We start from the raw sequence: 15,973 nt of genomic DNA on the forward strand, positions 1-15,973 counted from the left end.
CTGCTGGGGTGGCGCGCGGGGGCGTGGCGGGGTGGCGCGCCCCCGCCCCCCGGCCCCCCGGGGGGGGGGTCGGGGGGACGGGCCCCCTCCCCCCGCGAACCGTTGCCGGTCAGCAGGAGATGTTGCCGCCGCCGACGTCGGTGCCGAGGACGCCGACGAACTTCTTGTAGAGGTTGATGCGGTCGTTGCGCTCGTCCGGGTTCTTGCCGTTGCACTCCAGGTCGCCGTTGATGCTGCGGATGGTCTCGCCGAAGCCCTTGCCGTTGACGATGGCGTCGTGCGCGGTCATCGTCCCGGCGCCCTTCTGGGAGTTCCAGAACCAGAGGCCGGTCTTCCAGGAGACGGCCGGGTTCTTCTCGACCTGGTACGGGTCGTGCAGCAGGTCGATGTGCAGGGCGTCGCCCGCCGCCTTGTAGTTGAAGTTCCAGCTGATCTGGAGCGGGCCGCGCCCGTAGTAGGCGCTCTTGCCGGCCGGACAGCCGTAGGGCTGCGAGGCGTCGCAGTAGTGGCTGTAGTTGGCGGTGTTCTGCTCGACGACGTACTTCAGGCCGCCGGTCTCGTGGCTGACGTTGGCGAGGAACGCCGCGGCCTCGCGCTTGCGGGTGGCGTCGTTGCCGGTGGTGGTGAACCCGGGGTAGGCACTGAGGGCGTCGGTCAGGCCGCGGTAGGTGTAGAAGGAGTTCCGGCTCGGGAACATCTGGTTGAACTGGGCCTCGCTGACCACGAACGAGGCGGCGGCCGCTGGCGTGGCGTGCCCGGTGAGCGCGGTGGTGCCCAGGGCGACGGTGCTCAGGACGGCGGCCGAGGCGGCCATGGACAGAGTGCGGGAGAGCTTCATTGTCACTTCTCGCTTGTCGTCGGGGTGGGGGTGCTGCGGGGGTGCTGCGGGGGTGCTGCGGGGGTGCTTCGGTGGCGCTTCGGTGGCGCTTCGGGATGCTCCGAGGGGTGCTCCGGCGGGTGCTTCGGGAGCGAAGCGCCGGGGATCATCGTGGTGCGCCGATTCCGGGAAAAGGCGCCGACCAGCACCCAAACCACTCGTTCGGGGTGTATCCGGCCCAGAAGGTGAGCGCGATTCAGGCCAATTCCAGCTCGTCCGACACACCGACAGATTGATCATCCGGTCATCAGATACGCGGGATAGCCTCGTCCGCGCACATGGCAGACACCGCGAGCGGGGGGACGACCACATGGGGCACGCCGACGACGAGGGTGACGAGCGGCTGGCGGCGGAGGGCGAGGTGGCGGTGGCCCGGTTGGCGATCGACTCCGGGGACCTCCCGCACGCCGCCGACCACCTGGCCGACGCGATCCTCGCCGACCCCCAGCTGCCCGAACTGCACGAGGCGCTGGCCGAGTTGTGCGCCGCCGCCGGAGGCCCGGCCGCCGCCCGCGACCTGTTCCCGCTGGACGGCCAGGTCTACCTGGGCACCGTCGCCTGCCGGGCCCACGTCGAGGCCGCCGCCGGGGACTGGGACACCGCCGTCGGCCTGCTCGCCTCCGCGATCCAGTACGAGCCCGCGAGACCCTGGGCGCACGCCGCCTGGCTCGCCCGCGAGGACCTGCCCGCCCTCGTCGACCCGGACGCCGTCGCCCAGGCGGTGGCCCGGGCCAGCGGCGGACTGCCCGACCCGCTGCCCCCCGAACTCGCCGAAGCCGTCCAGCCGTTCGAGGACTTCGTCCAGTCCGTGGTGGCCCGCCACGGCGACCACGCGCTGCTGCTCGCGATGGCCTCCGGCCTCACCCGCCGCCTCGGCGCCACCGACCGCGCCGTCGAACTCGCCGAACTGGCCCACCTGCTGGCCCCCGGCTACCTGCCGTCCGTGATGCTCGGCAACGCCCTGCGCGCGCACGGCCGGCCGGAACGGGCGCTCGCCGTCTGGGAGGCCGAACTGGCCCGGGTCGAACCGGAGCGGGACAACTCCAGCAGCTACCTCGCCGTCGACGTCGCCGAGTTGTACGGCGCCCTCGGCCGCCCCGCCGACGGCCTGCCCTGGCTGGACCGCGTGCTCGCCACCGAACCCGACCACCCCAAGGCGGCCCCCGCCCGGTACGGCCTGCGGCACGCCGCCGACGGCGACCCCGCCCACCTGCTCGCCCTGGCCGACCACCACCGCGCCCACCCCGACCACGAGTACGCCCAGGACCTGCTGGAACGCCTCAGCCACCGGGAACCCTGGCTCGGCATGGTCTCCGGCGCCACCGAGGCGACCGTCAACGTGCTGCACCAGGTGCTCGCCGCCCCCGGCACCACCCGCGACAGCGAGATCGAGTGCAGCGCCTCCGCCGTGGAACCGCCCAGCTCCCTGCTGGCCGTCCGCCTCGCCCTGCCGCGCTCCACCGTCGCCTACCAGTCCGTCGCCGAGCCCGACCCCCGGCTGCCGCTGGCCGAACCGGCCACCCGGATCTGGGCCTGGGACGGCACCGACCCGCGCCCGGCCGTCGCCCCGCCCGCGCCGGACAGCGCCGAACTCGTCCGGGCCACCGCCGAGATCGTCTGGGCGACCGTCCCCGCCGCCTACGACCACGCCGTCCGGCTGGCCGGGCTGCCCCTCGACGACCTGCTCGGCGCGCTCGTCCACCCGCCGATGCCCCGGGAGGACGACCTCGGCCGGGCCCTGCTCGCCCACCAGCCCGAACTGTGGGTGCGGGCCGTCCAGGTCTTCGCCTGCCTCGGTATCGCCCACCACCGCACCGACCAGCCGTGGGAGGACTCCGAGCGCCGCCGCGTGCTGGTCGACCTGCTGCTCGGACCCGAGGACTGGGTGGTCGAGGCGGCCGGCTTCGCCCTCGTCGCGATCGGCTGGACGCACCCCGAGACCCGCGCCGACATCGCCGACCGGCTCCGGCAGCGGCTGCACTACAGCGCCCGGGCCCGCCGCACCCGCGTGGTGACCGTCCTGCGCTCGCTCGCCGCGCTGGCGCTCACCGCGCCCTGGCTGCCCCGGGCCGACCTCGACCTGGCCCGGCGGATGATCGAGCGGGCCGAGGCCCAGGAAGCCAGGGAAGCCGGGGCCGCGCGAGAAGCCCAGGAAGCCAAGCAGATCGAGGAGCAGCCGGAACCCCGCCCCGGCCTCCTGCGCCGCCTCTTCCGGCGCGCCTGACGGGCGCTACACCAGAGGCCGGCGAGCGACGCCCGTCACCCGGTGCCTGTCACCCGATGCCCGGCAGCGGATCCTGGTCGACGTCGAAGCGCGTGACCCGCTCCGCCGGATCGCGGCACTCCGGGCCGAGCCGCAGGATCCGCGACTCCGGGTCGTGCAACGGGCGATGGCAGCGGCGGCAGGTGACGCGGGGGCGGATGGTCTCGGGGGTGTCGGTGCCCGGGATCGGGTCCGGGCCGCCACCGCTCGGGCTGCCACCGGTCGGGCCGCCACCGGTCGGGCCGCCACCGGTCGAGCCGCCGCCACTCGGGCCGTTGCTGGTCGGGACGCTGGTCATGGGGAGACGGTAGCCCGGCCTCGGGGAACATCGGTACAGCGGTCGGCGCCGAGATTGATCATGGTCGGCCGGCGCACCGGCTGGGGGCTCCGCCGGGGTTCGCGGAAAGATCGCCGGGCGGGTCCTCAGGCCGGCTGCGCCGCAACCGGGACCGCAACCGGGACCGCGGCCTGCTCCGCTTCCGGCACCGGCCGTCCCGGACCCGCCGCCCTCGGTGCCGCGCTCGACGGGCTCTTCAGCAGCAGGGCGCAGGCCAGCGCGGCCAGCAGGGCGAGGCCGGCGGAGACCAGCAGGCACAGCCGCATGCCGTCCAGGAAGGAGTTGCTCAGCGCGGTCAGGGCCTGTCCCGTGGCGGGGCCGAGGTCGAGTCCGGCGACGGCGCCCAGGCCGTGTTCGCGGGCGGCGTCCAGGACACGCGCGCCGGTCTGGGCCGGGACGCCGGCGTTCGCGAGCTGTTCGGGCAGGGCGTTCAGGGCACGGGTGGTGAGCAGCGCGCCGAGGACGGCGGGGCCGAGCGCGGCGCCGACCTGGCGGATCGCGTTGTTGCCGGCCGCGGCCATCCCGGCCAGGTGGAAGGGAACGGCGGAGACCGCGGAGGCGGTCATCGGGGTGAGCACCGCGCCCATGCCGAGTCCGAGCAGTACCAGCCGCCAGGTCAGCGCCGCGTAGGAGGTGTGGGCGTCGACGCCGGTCATGGCGAACATCGCGGCGGCGATCAGCACCAGCCCGGAGGTGATCAGCACCCTCGGCGGGATCCGGTGCATCAGCCGTCCGACAGGGAGGCCGGCCACCAGCGAGGTGCCGGACACCAGCACCATCCGCAGTGCCGCCTGCATGGTGCTCAGGTGCTGGACCAGGCCGAAGTACAGGCTGAGCACGAAGAAGAAGCCGATCAGGCCGAGGAAGCTGACCACGGCCACCAGGGTGGTGGCGGTGAACGCGGGGCTGCGGAACAGCGCCAGGTCCAGCATCGGGCCGGCACTGCGGAGTTCCACCAGGACGAAGGCTCCGGCGGCGACCGCGCCGAGCGTCAGCGCGGTGATCACAGCGGGTTCGTCGAAGCCGTCCGCGCCGCCCTCGATGACGCCGTAGACCAGTGCGGTGACGGCGACGGCGGCGGTGATCTGGCCGGGCCAGTCGAGCCGGCGGCCGTGCGGGGCGCGCGAGTCGGGCAGCCGGAACGCGGCGACGGCCAGCAGGGCCACGGAGAGCGGTATCGGCAGCAGGAAGATCCAGCGCCAGGTGGTGTGCTCCAGCAGGGCGCCGCCGATCAGCGGGCCGACGGCGAGCGGGGCCGTCAGGCTCATCGCCCAGAAGCCGATGAACTTGCCCCGCTCGCGGTGGTCGGGCACGGCATGGCTGATCAGCGTGAGTGTGGTGGGCAGCAGAGCGGCGGCGCCGATGCCGGAGACCGCCTGCCCGACCCACAGTGCCTGCACCGAGCTGGACAGCAGCGAGATCGCGGCGCCCAGCGCACAGAAGACCATGCCGGTCTGGAAGACCTTCTTGCGGCCGTGGACATCGCCCCAGACGCCGGTGGTCAGGATCAGCGCGGCCATCGGCAGCACGAACGCGTCCGACACCCAGGACAGTTCGGAGGTCGACGCGCCCAGCGCGCGCTGGATCGCCGGCAGGCTCACCGACACGGTGGTGACGGGCAGGTAGGCGACGAAGACACCCAGGCAGGCCATGACGAGCGTGGCGGCCCGTCCGGACCTGAGGTCCGGCGTCGTTGTGGAGTTCACGGGGTCGTTCCTTCGGCTGCTGCGGGGGGAGGCCCCGCATTCTCGGAGCGCCGCCGGGAGCGTGCGCCCGCTCCCGGGGGCGACGGCCGACGGCGGCCGCCCGTGGAGCCGCCGATCAGCTTCTCCCCGAAGCGCCCGAAACCCGCAGTCGATCCCACCAAGCGTCCCGGAACCTCCATCTGGGCGTCTGGCGATGGGACCATTCCTCCATGGCTGATGATCTGGACCGCAAAATCATCCACGGTTTGCAGTGCGCGCCCCGGGTCTCGTTCCGGCGGCTCGGGGAGGTCATCGGCGTGTCCGAACAGACTGTGGCGCGCCGCTACGCCGCCCTGCGGCGGGACGGCCTGCTGCGCGTCGTCGGACTGGGCAACCTGAACGCCGACGGCCAGGCGGAGTGGATCGCCCGGCTGCGCTGCCGACCTGATGCGGTGGCACCACTGGCCCAGTCACTGGCCCGCCGGTCCGAGGTGGCGTACGTCGGCATCGCCTCCGGCGGCTCGGAGATCATCTGCATCATCCGGTCCCCCGCCGGAACCGACCAAGACGACCTGCTGCTGCGCCAGCTGCCGCGAGCGGGCGCCGTCCTGGACGTGAACGTCGACCTGGTCGTGCGTATCTACGGCGGTCCCGGAACCGCGCCCTGGACCGACCCCGACGCCTCGCTCACCCCCGAACAGGTGCGGCGGCTGACCTCCGGCCACCCCACCCCGGCAGTGGCCTCGTCGACGCCCCTGGGCGAACTGGACCTGCCGCTGCTGCGCGCGCTCGCCGAGGACGGCCGGGCCACCCATACCCACCTGGCCGAGGTCACCGGCTGGTCCAAGCCCCGGGTCGCCCGTCGCCTGGAGGCACTGGAGGCAGCCGGCTCGCTCACGTACGACGTCGACACCCTGGCCGAGCGCCTCGGCTACCGGCTCAACGCCACCCTGTGGCTGCAGGTCGACCTACCGCGGCTGCACCAGGTCGGCGAGGAGGTCGGCGGCCACCACGAGTGCGCGTTCGTCGCCGCGATCAGCGGACGCCACAACCTGATGGCCGTGGTCGCCTGCCGGGACACCCCCGACTTCTACCGTTACCTCACCGGCCGCCTGGCCCACGTCGAGGGCATCCGCGGCTACGAGATCAGCGTCCGGGTGAGCCGGCTCAAGCAGTCCGCCTCGCTCGTCCACCACGGGCGGCTGATCCACCCGGCGCTCGTATGACGCCGGCACCGGGCCGCCGGACCGCCGAGCGACCGGCCTCGGGCCGTCGAGCTGTCGGCGGGGCCGTGAAAAGATCCCTCCATGGCCACGGACCGCAGCAGCGCAGGAGATCCGGCGCGCACCCTCGCCCTGCTCTGGGGGCTGACCGCCGAGGAGAAGCCCGGCCGGCGCGGCCCGCGGCAGGCCCGGTCGACCGGCGAGATCGCCGCCGTGGCCATCGCCCTGGCCGACGCCGAGGGCGTGGACGCCGTCACCATGCGCCGGGTGGCGCAGGAGCTGGGGCTGTCCCCGATGGCGCTGTACACCTACGTCCCCGGCAAGGCCGAACTGCTCGACCTGATGCTGGACACCGTCTACGCGACGACGCCGCGCAGCGCCCCCGCCGACGACGGCTGGCGGGCCAGGGTCACCGCCGTCGCCGACGACAACCGGGCGCTGCACCGAGCCCACCCGTGGGTCTCGGCGGTCTCCACCAGCCGCCCGCCGCTCGGCCCGGGCCTGATGGCCAAGTACGAGTACGAGCTGCGCGCCTTCGAGGGCACCGGCCTGCCCGACGTCGAACTGGACGCGGCGCTCACCCACCTGCTGGGCTTCGTCCAGACCTGCGCCCGGATGGTCGCCGACGAGCGCGCCGCCCGGCAGGACAGCGCGATGACCGACGTGCAGTGGTGGGCCGCCAACGCCGAGCTGCTCGCCAAGGTCTTCGACGCCGAGCGCTACCCGGTCGCGGCCCGGGTGGGCGCCGCCGCCGGCGAGGCGCACGGCGGCGCGTACGACCCGGACCACGCGTACGCCTTCGGCCTGGCCCGCGTGCTGGACGGGCTGGCGGCCCTGATCAGCGAGCGCTAGGCCGGGCGTCGTACTCCGCGCGGGCGGCCTCGACGGCGGGGACCCGCTGCTCGGACCAGTGCGCGAGGGCGGCGACCAGTTCGGCGGCCTCCCGGCCGAGCGGGGTGAGGCTGTAGTCGACCCGGGGCGGGATCACCGGGTGGGCCTCGCGGTGCACGAAGCCGTCGCGTTCCAGCGTCTGCAGGGTCTGCGCGAGCATCTTCTCGCTGACGCCGGAGACCCGGCGGCGCAGTTCGCTGAAGCGGTAGCCGCGCTCGCGCAGCGCGCCGAGCACGAGGACGCCCCAGCGGCTGGTGACGTGCTCCAGCACGCCCCGGGACGGGCACATGCGGTCGAACACGTCGGCCGGCGGCAGCTCGCGCACCGGGACGGCCGGGCGGCCTTCCTCCAGGGTCTTCATGACTGTCCTGCCATTACCTTCATGTCAGTACCGTACTTTGAAGTGCGTACTTTCGAAAGGTTAGTGCAGTCCCTAGGGTGAGTTTCGAGGCAGGAACCCCATCGAGGCACAAACCCACCCGAGGAGCATCCCCATGTACGTCGTCACCGGTGCCACCGGCCAGCTCGGCCGTCTCGTCGTCGAGGGCCTGCTGGCCGCCGTCCCCGCGAGCGAGGTGGCGGTCGCCGTCCGCTCCGCCGAGAAGGCGGCCGACCTGGCCGCGCGCGGGGTGGCCGTCCGCGTGGTCGACTACGACGACCCGGCGTCCCTGGCCGGCGCCTTCGCGGCCGGCGACCGGGTGCTGCTGATCTCGGGCAGCGAGGTCGGCCGCCGGATCCCGCAGCACCGCGCGGTGGTCGACGCGGCCCGTGCGGCCGGCGTCGCGCTGTTCGCCTACACGAGCGCGCCGGGCGCGGCGACCTTCCGGCTGGCCGACGAGCACAAGGCGACGGAGGAGCTGATCCGCGCATCCGGCCTGCCGTCCGTCCTGCTGCGCAACGGCTGGTACACCGAGAACTACCTGGGCGACGCGGCCGGCACGGTCGCGCGCGGCGTGGTGCTCGGCAGCGCCGGGGACGGTCGGGTGGCCACCGCCCCGCGCAAGGACTACGCGGACGCGGCGGTCGCCGTCCTCCTCGGCGAGGGCCACGAGGGCCGGGTGTACGAGCTGAGCGGCGACGCCGCGTGGAGCCTGGCGGAGCTGGCGGCCGAGCTGGCGCTGGTCTCCGGGCAGCCGGTCGCGCACCAGGACGTGGCGCCGGCGGAGCACCTCGCGGCGCTGGTCGGCGCGGGCCTGCCGGAGGGCTTCGCCGAGGTGCTGGTGGACGTGGACGCGGGCATCGCCCGCGGCGAGCTGGCCGGCACCCCGGGCGACCTGGCCCGGCTGATCGGCCGCCCGACCGTCCCGCTGGCCGAGTCGGTCCGCACCGCGCTCCAGGCCTGAGGCGCTCCGGGCCGGCGATGAGCCCCGCGTTTCCCGAGGTCAGCGATGTCATGACCAAAATGCGGAAACGGAGATGACAGCCTGCCCCTCCGCCAGCTACCGTCACCTCGACACACGCGCGCGGAGGGCAGGCGGCCATGCCACAGACAACCCAGCAGGACAGCGGCCGAGGCCTCTGGTACGGCGTCGCGGCCTACGGCATCTGGGGCCTCTTCCCCCTGTTCTGGCCACTGCTGGAGCCCGGCGCCGCCGACGACATCCTGGCCAACCGGATGGTCTGGTCCCTGGTCGCCGTGGTGCTGCTGCTGATCGCCCAGCGGCACTGGAGCTGGATACGCCCGCTGCTGCGCCAGCCCCGCCGGCTCGCCATGCTGGCCGGCGCGGCCACGGTGATCTCGATCAACTGGGGCGTCTACATCTGGGGCGTCAACGCCGGGCACGTCGTCGAGACCAGCCTCGGCTACTTCATCAACCCGCTGGTCACCATCGGCTTCGGCGTCCTGGTGCTCAAGGAGCGGCTGCGGACGGCGCAGTGGGCGGCGGTCGGCGTCGGCGCGGCCGCCGTCGCGGTGCTCAGCGTCGCGTACGGGCGGCTGCCGTGGATCGCGCTCACCCTGGCGCTCTCCTTCGCCACGTACGGGCTGCTGAAGAAGAAGGTCGGATTGAGCGGGCTGGAGAGCCTGGCGGCGGAGAGCGCCTTCATGTTCCCGTTCGCGCTCGGCTACCTGGTCTACCTGGAGGTCAGCGGGCGCGGCACCTTCGGCCACACGGTGGCCGGCTCGTACGGCTGGGGGCACTCTGGGCTGCTGCTGCTCAGCGGGGTGATCACCGCGATCCCGCTGCTGTTCTTCGGCGCGGCGGCCGTGCGGGTGCCGCTGACCGTGCTCGGGCTGCTGCAATACCTGGCGCCGGTGTTCCAGTTCCTGATCGGCGTGGCGGTGTTCCACGAGTCGATGCCGCCCGCCCGCTGGGCCGGCTTCGGCCTGGTCTGGCTGGCGCTCGCGGTGCTCACCTGGGACGCGCTGCGCCAGGTGCGGGCCGACCGCGCGGGGCGGGCCGCGGCCGTGCCGCAACCCGCCCCCGCGAAGGCGGCCGTCAGGCGCTGATCCGCCCCGCTGATCCGCCCCCGCCGATCCGCCCCTTCTGATCCGCCCCCCGCCGACGCGGCGGTCAGACGCTGATGTCCCGGCTGGTGAAGCGGGACCAGGCCGCCGCGCCGAACACGGCGACGTAGGCGGCCTGGAGGCCGAGGTCCTTCCACACGCCGTCCCAGTACATCGGCTGGCGCAGGAGGTCCGCGAAGCTGAGCCAGTAATGGGTGAACAGGAACGGCCTCACGGCGTCCAACTGCGGGAAGGCGTCCAGGATCTGCACGGTGACCACCAGCCCGACGGTCGCGGCCATCGCCGCGATACCGCTGCCGGTGAGCGTGGAGACGAACAGCCCGATCGCCACCAGCCCCGCCAGCGAGGCCGCCACCACCCCGGCCACGAGCACCGCCCGCAGCAGCGCGTCGCCGAAGCCGATGGTGTCGCCGGAGATCAGCGTCACCTCGCCGAGCGGGAACAGCGCGGCGCCGGTGGCCAGCGCTGCCGCCGCGACCGCCACGGTCGCGGCCAGGCAGAACACCAGCCCGGCGGTGAACTTGGCGGCCAGCAGCCGGGTGCGCCCGGCCGGGGCGACCAGCAGGTAGCGCAGCGTCCCGGTGGCCGCCTCGCCGGCGACCGAGTCCCCGGCGACCACGCCGACCGTCATCGGCAGGAACACCGGCAGCGCGACCGCGAGGGCGGTGAAGACCAGGAACAGGCCGTTCTGGGTGGTCTGCGCGATGAAGTTCACCCCGCCGCCGCCCTCGTGCGGGCTGCCCGTGTTGAGCTTGACGACCACGCCGATCAGGATCGGCAGCACCGCCAGGATCCCCAGCAGCACCTTGGTGCGCATCCGGCGGAAGGTCAGGTGCAGTTCGTTGCGGAACAGCGCCAGGAACCCGGCCGCCGTCTGCGGCCTTCGCCCGGCCCGGACCGGCAGCGCCCCGGCCTGTGACATCTCAGCCCGCGACAGCTCAGCCTGCGACATCGAAGCCCTCCCCGGTCAGCGCCACGAAGGCGTCCTCCAACGTGCCCCGCTCCAGCCCGAACCCGTGCACCCGCACCCCGGCCTCGACCAGCGCCGCGCACAGCTTCGGCAGCGCCTCCTCGACCGGGGAGCCGAGCGAGCCGAGCGCGGCGAGATCGCCGTCCACCCGCCCGTTGCCGGGCAGCAGGGAGCCGACCCGGTGGGCCGCCAGCACCTCCACGGCGTGCGCCACGTCCGGTGTGCGGACCACCAGCCGGCCCTGCGCGCGGGCGGCCAGTTCGGCGACGGTGCCCTGCACCACCAGCCGGCCCCGGGACATCACCGCCGCGTGCGTGCAGACCTGCTCGATCTCGTCCAGCAGGTGCGAGGAGAGGAACACCGTGGTCCCCTCCGCCGCGACCTCCCGTACCAGCGCCCGGATCTCGCGCATGCCCTGCGGGTCCAGCCCGTTGGTGGGCTCGTCCAGCACCAGCAGCTCGCGCGGCTGGAGCAGCGCCGACGCCAGGCCGAGCCGCTGCTTCATGCCCAGCGAGTACGCGCGGGCCTTCTTGGCCGCCGCGGCGCTCAGCCCTACCCGTTCCAACGCCGTCTCGACGCGCAGGCGCCGGGTCCGCGGGTCGGCGGTCGGGTCGGCGGCGTCGAACCGCACCAGGTTGTCCCGCCCGGAGAGGAAGCCGTACAGCGCCGGGCCCTCGATCAGCGCGCCCACCCGGGGCAGCACGGAGGCGACGGACTGCGGCATCGGCTCGCCGAGGACGGTGGCCACGCCGGAGGTGGGGGCGATCAGGCCCATCAGCATCCGGATGGTGGTGGTCTTGCCGGAGCCGTTCGGGCCGAGGAAGCCGAAGACGGAGCCGCGCGGCACGCTCAGGTCCAGGCCGTCCACGGCGAGCTGGCCGCCCCGGAAGCGCTTGGTCAGGCCGCGGGTCCTGATCACGTCGTCGGGCCGGGAGGAGCCGGAGGAGCCGGAGGAACCGGGGGAGGAGAGGGGGCCGGGGGAGTCAGGGGAGTCGGGGGAGGAGGAGGTGGAAGGCGCGGGGCCCGGGCGCTGCTCGGCGCCCGGACCCTCGGCCGACTCCGTAACGTCCCCCGTTACGGGAGCCTTCGTCATCCGTCAGTTCACCCCGGCGGCGTGCTGGAGCACCGGCAGGGTCACCGCGCCGGCGAACACCCGGCCGTCGTCGGTGACCAGGACGTTCACCACCTTGGTGCTGATCAGCGTGCCGCCGCCGACCGGCTTGCCGAGCGACTTCACCAGCGCCTGCGGGTTCAGGGCCGCGCCCCGGCCGCCGTGCTTGCCGCCCTTGCCGCCGTCCTGCGGCACGTCGACGGCGCCGCCGGGCAGCTGCGCCGAGACCACGGTCGTCCAGCCCTCGCCGATCACGTTCACGCCGCCGTGGTCCTGGCCCGAGGCGTCCCGACCGGCCTTGCCCCCGGGCGCGGAACCCTGCGGCGCGGAACCCTTGGGCGCGAAACCCTGCGGCACCTCACCCTTGGCGCCCTCGTCGGCCTTGTGCTCCGTCACCTTGGCACCCTTGGGCACGGTGAAGTCGAAGGTCTTGGCGGCCGGCTTGGCGAAGGACACGTCGGTGAAGTGGACGTCCAGCACGGTGGAACCGTCGACGCCCTTGACCACCACCGAGAGCGGCACCCCGTTGTCGGCGGCGACCGCGATCCGGACCTCGGCGACGGTCGAACCGGACTGCGCGGGCTTGACGCTCAGCTGGTACGCCTTCTGCCCGGCCACGTTGGCGGTGCCGGCCACGGTGACCGACGTGGTGTCCGCGCTCGCGGTCAGGAACTGCCGGGCGGCCTCCTGCGGGGTCGTCGGCACCCCGGTCAGCGGCGCCCCGGCGTGCTTGCCGGCGGTGTCGGGGTGCTGGGCGGCCGCCTGGCCGGTCAGGCGCACGGCGGTGTTGGTCGAACTGTCCCAGGCCCAGGCCTGGTCGCCGTTGTGGACGACGGTGTAGCCGGCCATGTCCTCCAGCAGGTCGACCCGCTGGCGGTCCGGGCCGTCCACCGCGACCCGCAGCGTCTGGTCGCCGCCGAGCAGGCCGAGCAGCTTGGCCTGCGGGTCGGCCGAGGAGGAGCCCTGGCCGCCGCCGCGCCCGGCCGCCGCGCCGAGCCCGCCGGCCGCGGCGCCCAGCAGCTGGCTGGGCAGGCCGAGGTCGGTGGAGACGGACACCGTGCCGGAGAGGGCCTGCGCGTCGGAGCCGAGCACCTTGGCCACCAGCTGCTCCGGCGTCAGCGAGGGAAGGTCGGGCGGGGCGTCGGCCGCCAGCGCGGGCACCAGCCCGACCCCGGCGGCGATCACCGCGGCCACCGTCAGCGGCACCCCGGCCCGCACCAGCATGCGCCGCCGTGAGCGGTACGGCACACCGCCGTCCACGTTGTCCCCCGCCGCCGTGTCATTGGTCATGGCGTCCTCAACTCCTCTACGAACACGAGCGATTGGCTGTGCCCTTCCATTAGAGGCCCGCACCCCGCCCCCGTCATCGCCCTGCGGGTCCAGTTCGGGGTAAACCTCACGGGTACATCGACCCTGAGACGCCCTCAGGGTTGGCTACTCCGAACGTACGAGACCTGGCGTAGGGTCGCGCCATGGACGGAACTGCCATGGACGCAAGCAACCCCCCGACCGCTAACGCGATGCGGCGCGCCCTGCGCCGCGCCCGGGACGGCGTCGCCCTGGACGTCACCGAGACCGCGGTGCTGCTCCAGGCCAGAGGCGAGGACCTGAACGACCTGTGTGCGAGCGCCGCCCGGGTCCGCGACGCGGGGCTGGCGGCGGCCGGGCGGCCCGGCGTCATCACCTACTCCAAGAGCGTCTTCATCCCGCTCACCCGGCTCTGCCGCGACAAGTGCCACTACTGCACCTTCGTCACCGTCCCCGGCAAGCTGCGCCGGGCCGGCCACGGGATGTTCATGTCCCCCGACGAGGTGCTGGACATCGCCCGGCGCGGCGCCGAACTCGGCTGCAAGGAAGCCCTGATCACCCTCGGCGACAAGCCCGAGGACCGCTGGCCCGAGGCCCGCGAGTGGCTCGACGCGCACGGGTACGACGACACCATCGCCTACGTGCGGGCGATGTCGATCCGCATCCTGGAGGAGACCGGCCTGCTCCCGCACCTCAACCCCGGGGTGCTCGGCTGGACGGACTTCCAGCGGCTCAAGCCCGTCTCCGCCTCCATGGGCATGATGCTGGAGACCACCGCCACCCGGCTGTGGAGCGAGCCCGGCGGCCCGCACTTCGGCTCGCCGGACAAGGAACCGGCCGTCCGGCTGCGGGTGCTGGAGGACGCCGGGCGCAGCTCCGTCCCGTTCACCAGCGGCCTGCTGATCGGCATCGGCGAGACGTACCAGGAGCGCGCGGAGTCGCTGTTCGCGCTGCGCAAGGTCTCCCGGGCCTACCACGGCGTCCAGGAGCTGATCCTGCAGAACTTCCGCGCCAAGCCGGACACGGCGATGCGCGGCATGCCCGACGCCGAACTGGACGAGCTGGTCGCCACCGTGGCGGTGGCCCGGCACGTGATGGGCCCGGCGGCCTGCCTGCAGGCGCCGCCGAACCTGGTGGACGGCGAGTACGAGCGGCTGATCGCGGCCGGCGTCGACGACTGGGGCGGCGTCTCGCCGCTCACCCCCGACCACGTCAACCCCGAACGCCCGTGGCCGCAGATCGAGCGGCTCGCCGAGCGCTCCGCGGCCGCCGGCTTCGAACTGCGCGAGCGCCTCGCCGTCTACCCCGAGTACGTGCGGCGCGGCGAGCCCTGGCTGGACCCGCGGGTGCTGCCGCACGTGCGCGCCCTCGCCGACCCGGAGACCGGGCTGGCGAACCCGGACGCGGTGGTCCGCGGCCTGCCCTGGCAGGAGCCCGAGGATCTGCCCGTCTCGTACGGGCGGACCGACCTGCACGCCACCATCGACACCGACGGCCGCACCGGCGACCGCCGGGCCGACTTCGAGGACGTCTACGGCGACTGGGAGGTGCTGCGCGAGCAGGTGCTCGCCGAGGGCGCGCCCGAGCGGCTGGTCGGCGACCTGCGCGAGGCGCTGGCGGTGGCCGCCGACGACCCGACGCGGCTCACCGACGACCAGGCGCTGGCGCTGTTCCACGCGGACGGCCCGGCCCTGGACGCGCTCTGCCGGATCGCCGACGACGTCCGCCGGGACACCGTCGGGGAGGACGTCACCTACTGCGTCACCCGGAACATCAACTTCACCAACGTCTGCTACACCGGCTGCCGCTTCTGCGCGTTCGCCCAGCGCCGCACCGACGCCGACGCCTACACCCTGTCGCTGGAGCAGGTCGCCGACCGGGCCGCGCAGGCCTGGGAGGTCGGCGCCACCGAGGTCTGCATGCAGGGCGGCATCCACCCGGACCTGCCCGGCACCGCCTACTTCGACATCGCCCGCGCGGTGAAGGAGCGGGTGCCCGGCATCCACGTGCACGCCTTCTCGCCGATGGAGGTGGTCAACGGCGCGACCCGCACCGGGCTGTCCATCCGCGACTGGCTCCAGCGGGCCAAGGAGAACGGCCTGGACAGCATCCCGGGCACGGCGGCCGAGATCCTGGACGACGAGGTCCGCTGGGTGCTCACCAAGGGCAAGCTGCCGGCCGCCACCTGGGTCGAAGTGGTCACCACCGCGCACGAACTGGGCATCCGCTCCTCGTCCACCATGATGTACGGGCACGTGGACACCCCGAAGCACTGGCTCGGGCACCTGCGGCTGCTCGCCGAGATCCAGCAGCGCTCCCTGGAGGCCAACGGCACCGGCGGCTTCACCGAGTTCGTGACCCTGCCGTTCATCCACACCAACGCGCCGGTCTACCTGGCCGGCATCGCCCGGCCCGGCCCGACCGCCCGGGACAACCGCGCGGTGATCGCGATGGCCCGGCTGCTGCTGCACCCGCACATCCCCAACATCCAGACCAGCTGGGTCAAGCTGGGCGCGGAGGGCGCCGCCGAGATGCTCCGCTCGGGCGCCAACGACCTGGGCGGCACGCTGATGGAGGAGACCATCTCGCGGATGGCCGGCTCGGCGTACGGGAGTTACAAGTCGGTGCGCGACCTCCAGGCGATCGCCGAGGCGGCGGGCCGCCCGCACCGCCAGCGCACCACCACCTACGGCGAGGTGTCGGCCGAGCGCCGGGCCGCGGCGCTGGCCTCGGACGGGCACCTGCCGGAGCTGCTGCCGGTCCTGGACTGATCCCGCCACCGGCCTGCCGGTTCCCCCGGCCTCCCGGTTCCCAGGCCTCGGCCTGCCGGTTCCCCCGGCC

The 15,973-nt window shown here is 73.8% G+C and carries 13 protein-coding genes; 6 read left to right on the plus strand and 7 right to left on the minus strand.

Annotation, left to right across the window (positions count from 1 at the left end):
- Window positions 1-109: 109 nt before the first annotated feature.
- Window positions 110-844: a chitinase gene (locus ACFV61_RS13605; protein ID WP_380424945.1), complete on the minus strand. Its 735-nt coding sequence runs from the start codon at window positions 842-844 to the stop codon at window positions 110-112.
- Window positions 845-1,187: 343 nt separating this feature from the next.
- Between ACFV61_RS13605 and ACFV61_RS13610 the strand changes: the two genes are divergently transcribed.
- The gene (locus tag ACFV61_RS13610) at window positions 1,188-3,101 is read left to right on the plus strand and encodes a hypothetical protein (protein WP_063348108.1); all 1,914 of its coding nucleotides are present in this window, start codon (window positions 1,188-1,190) and stop codon (window positions 3,099-3,101) included.
- A 49-nt stretch (window positions 3,102-3,150) separates the two neighbouring features.
- Here the strand turns inward: ACFV61_RS13610 and ACFV61_RS13615 are convergent, their stop codons facing one another.
- Window positions 3,151-3,438, minus strand: a complete 288-nt coding sequence (locus ACFV61_RS13615) for a DUF6011 domain-containing protein (protein ID WP_380491729.1) — start codon at window positions 3,436-3,438, stop codon at window positions 3,151-3,153.
- Between the two features lie 125 nt (window positions 3,439-3,563).
- The gene (locus ACFV61_RS13620) at window positions 3,564-5,129 is read right to left on the minus strand and encodes an MFS transporter (protein ID WP_380491770.1); all 1,566 of its coding nucleotides are present in this window, start codon (window positions 5,127-5,129) and stop codon (window positions 3,564-3,566) included.
- Between the two features lie 263 nt (window positions 5,130-5,392).
- On the opposite strand from ACFV61_RS13620, the gene ACFV61_RS13625 reads away from it, so the two are divergent.
- Both ACFV61_RS13625 and ACFV61_RS13630 read left to right on the plus strand, forming a co-directional pair.
- Window positions 5,393-6,388, plus strand: coding sequence for an Lrp/AsnC family transcriptional regulator (locus ACFV61_RS13625; RefSeq protein ID WP_380491732.1), 996 nt, complete (start codon window positions 5,393-5,395; stop codon window positions 6,386-6,388).
- An 81-nt stretch (window positions 6,389-6,469) separates the two neighbouring features.
- Entirely contained in the window at window positions 6,470-7,237 is a 768-nt protein-coding gene (locus ACFV61_RS13630) for a TetR/AcrR family transcriptional regulator (RefSeq protein ID WP_380491734.1), read from the plus strand.
- Here ACFV61_RS13630 and ACFV61_RS13635 read toward each other — a convergent pair.
- Window positions 7,224-7,565 carry a helix-turn-helix domain-containing protein gene (locus ACFV61_RS13635; protein ID WP_063351188.1) on the minus strand — a complete coding sequence of 114 codons (342 nt, stop codon included), beginning with the start codon at window positions 7,563-7,565 and terminating at the stop codon, window positions 7,224-7,226. The genes ACFV61_RS13630 and ACFV61_RS13635 overlap by 14 nt on opposite strands.
- Before the next feature lie 205 nt (window positions 7,566-7,770).
- Here ACFV61_RS13635 and ACFV61_RS13640 point away from each other — a divergent pair, with 205 nt between their 5' ends.
- Window positions 7,771-8,619 carry an SDR family oxidoreductase gene (locus ACFV61_RS13640; RefSeq protein ID WP_380491736.1) on the plus strand — a complete coding sequence of 283 codons (849 nt, stop codon included), beginning with the start codon at window positions 7,771-7,773 and terminating at the stop codon, window positions 8,617-8,619.
- Window positions 8,620-8,756: 137 nt separating this feature from the next.
- Complete coding sequence (gene rarD / locus ACFV61_RS13645; RefSeq protein WP_063348102.1) at window positions 8,757-9,725, plus strand: EamA family transporter RarD; 969 nt, start codon at window positions 8,757-8,759, stop codon at window positions 9,723-9,725.
- 64 nt (window positions 9,726-9,789) lie between these two features.
- Here the strand turns inward: rarD and ACFV61_RS13650 are convergent, their stop codons facing one another.
- From ACFV61_RS13650 to ACFV61_RS13660, 3 genes are read right to left on the minus strand one after another with little or no spacing between them, the layout of a single operon-like run.
- A complete protein-coding gene (locus tag ACFV61_RS13650) occupies window positions 9,790-10,695 on the minus strand; it encodes an ABC transporter permease (RefSeq protein WP_380491738.1) in 906 nt (301 codons plus the stop codon).
- Window positions 10,682-11,806 (minus strand): ABC transporter ATP-binding protein, encoded by a 1,125-nt coding sequence (locus tag ACFV61_RS13655; RefSeq protein WP_380491740.1) that lies wholly within the window; start codon window positions 11,804-11,806, stop codon window positions 10,682-10,684. Before ACFV61_RS13655 ends, ACFV61_RS13650 begins: the two co-directional genes overlap by 14 nt.
- 3 nt (window positions 11,807-11,809) lie before the next feature.
- On the minus strand, window positions 11,810-13,114 hold the full coding sequence (locus ACFV61_RS13660) for an outer membrane lipoprotein carrier protein LolA (protein WP_380491743.1): 1,305 nt from the start codon (window positions 13,112-13,114) through the stop codon (window positions 11,810-11,812).
- Between the two features lie 182 nt (window positions 13,115-13,296).
- Here ACFV61_RS13660 and ACFV61_RS13665 point away from each other — a divergent pair, with 182 nt between their 5' ends.
- A complete protein-coding gene (locus ACFV61_RS13665; protein ID WP_380491744.1) occupies window positions 13,297-15,903 on the plus strand; it encodes a bifunctional FO biosynthesis protein CofGH in 2,607 nt (868 codons plus the stop codon).
- Window positions 15,904-15,973: the final 70 nt, after the last annotated feature.

The sequence above is a fragment of the Kitasatospora sp. NPDC059817 genome, from assembly GCF_042731835.1.
In the GTDB taxonomy this organism is placed as follows: Bacteria; Actinomycetota; Actinomycetes; order Streptomycetales; family Streptomycetaceae; genus Kitasatospora.

Coding starts and splice junctions, on each gene's coding strand:
- ACFV61_RS13635 (WP_063351188.1), bottom strand. CDS start 7,565: ATGTGCCCGTCCCGGGGCGTGCTGGAGCACGTCACCAGCCGCTGGGGC.
- ACFV61_RS13630 (WP_380491734.1), top strand. CDS start 6,470: ATGGCCACGGACCGCAGCAGCGCAGGAGATCCGGCGCGCACCCTCGCC.
- ACFV61_RS13665 (WP_380491744.1), top strand. CDS start 13,297: ATGGACGGAACTGCCATGGACGCAAGCAACCCCCCGACCGCTAACGCG.
- ACFV61_RS13640 (WP_380491736.1), top strand. CDS start 7,771: ATGTACGTCGTCACCGGTGCCACCGGCCAGCTCGGCCGTCTCGTCGTC.
- ACFV61_RS13620 (WP_380491770.1), bottom strand. CDS start 5,129: ATGGCCTGCCTGGGTGTCTTCGTCGCCTACCTGCCCGTCACCACCGTG.
- ACFV61_RS13650 (WP_380491738.1), bottom strand. CDS start 10,695: ATGTCGCAGGCTGAGCTGTCGCGGGCTGAGATGTCACAGGCCGGGGCG.
- ACFV61_RS13660 (WP_380491743.1), bottom strand. CDS start 13,114: ATGACCAATGACACGGCGGCGGGGGACAACGTGGACGGCGGTGTGCCG.
- ACFV61_RS13625 (WP_380491732.1), top strand. CDS start 5,393: ATGGCTGATGATCTGGACCGCAAAATCATCCACGGTTTGCAGTGCGCG.
- ACFV61_RS13615 (WP_380491729.1), bottom strand. CDS start 3,438: ATGACCAGCGTCCCGACCAGCAACGGCCCGAGTGGCGGCGGCTCGACC.
- ACFV61_RS13610 (WP_063348108.1), top strand. CDS start 1,188: ATGGGGCACGCCGACGACGAGGGTGACGAGCGGCTGGCGGCGGAGGGC.
- rarD (WP_063348102.1), top strand. CDS start 8,757: ATGCCACAGACAACCCAGCAGGACAGCGGCCGAGGCCTCTGGTACGGC.
- ACFV61_RS13655 (WP_380491740.1), bottom strand. CDS start 11,806: ATGACGAAGGCTCCCGTAACGGGGGACGTTACGGAGTCGGCCGAGGGT.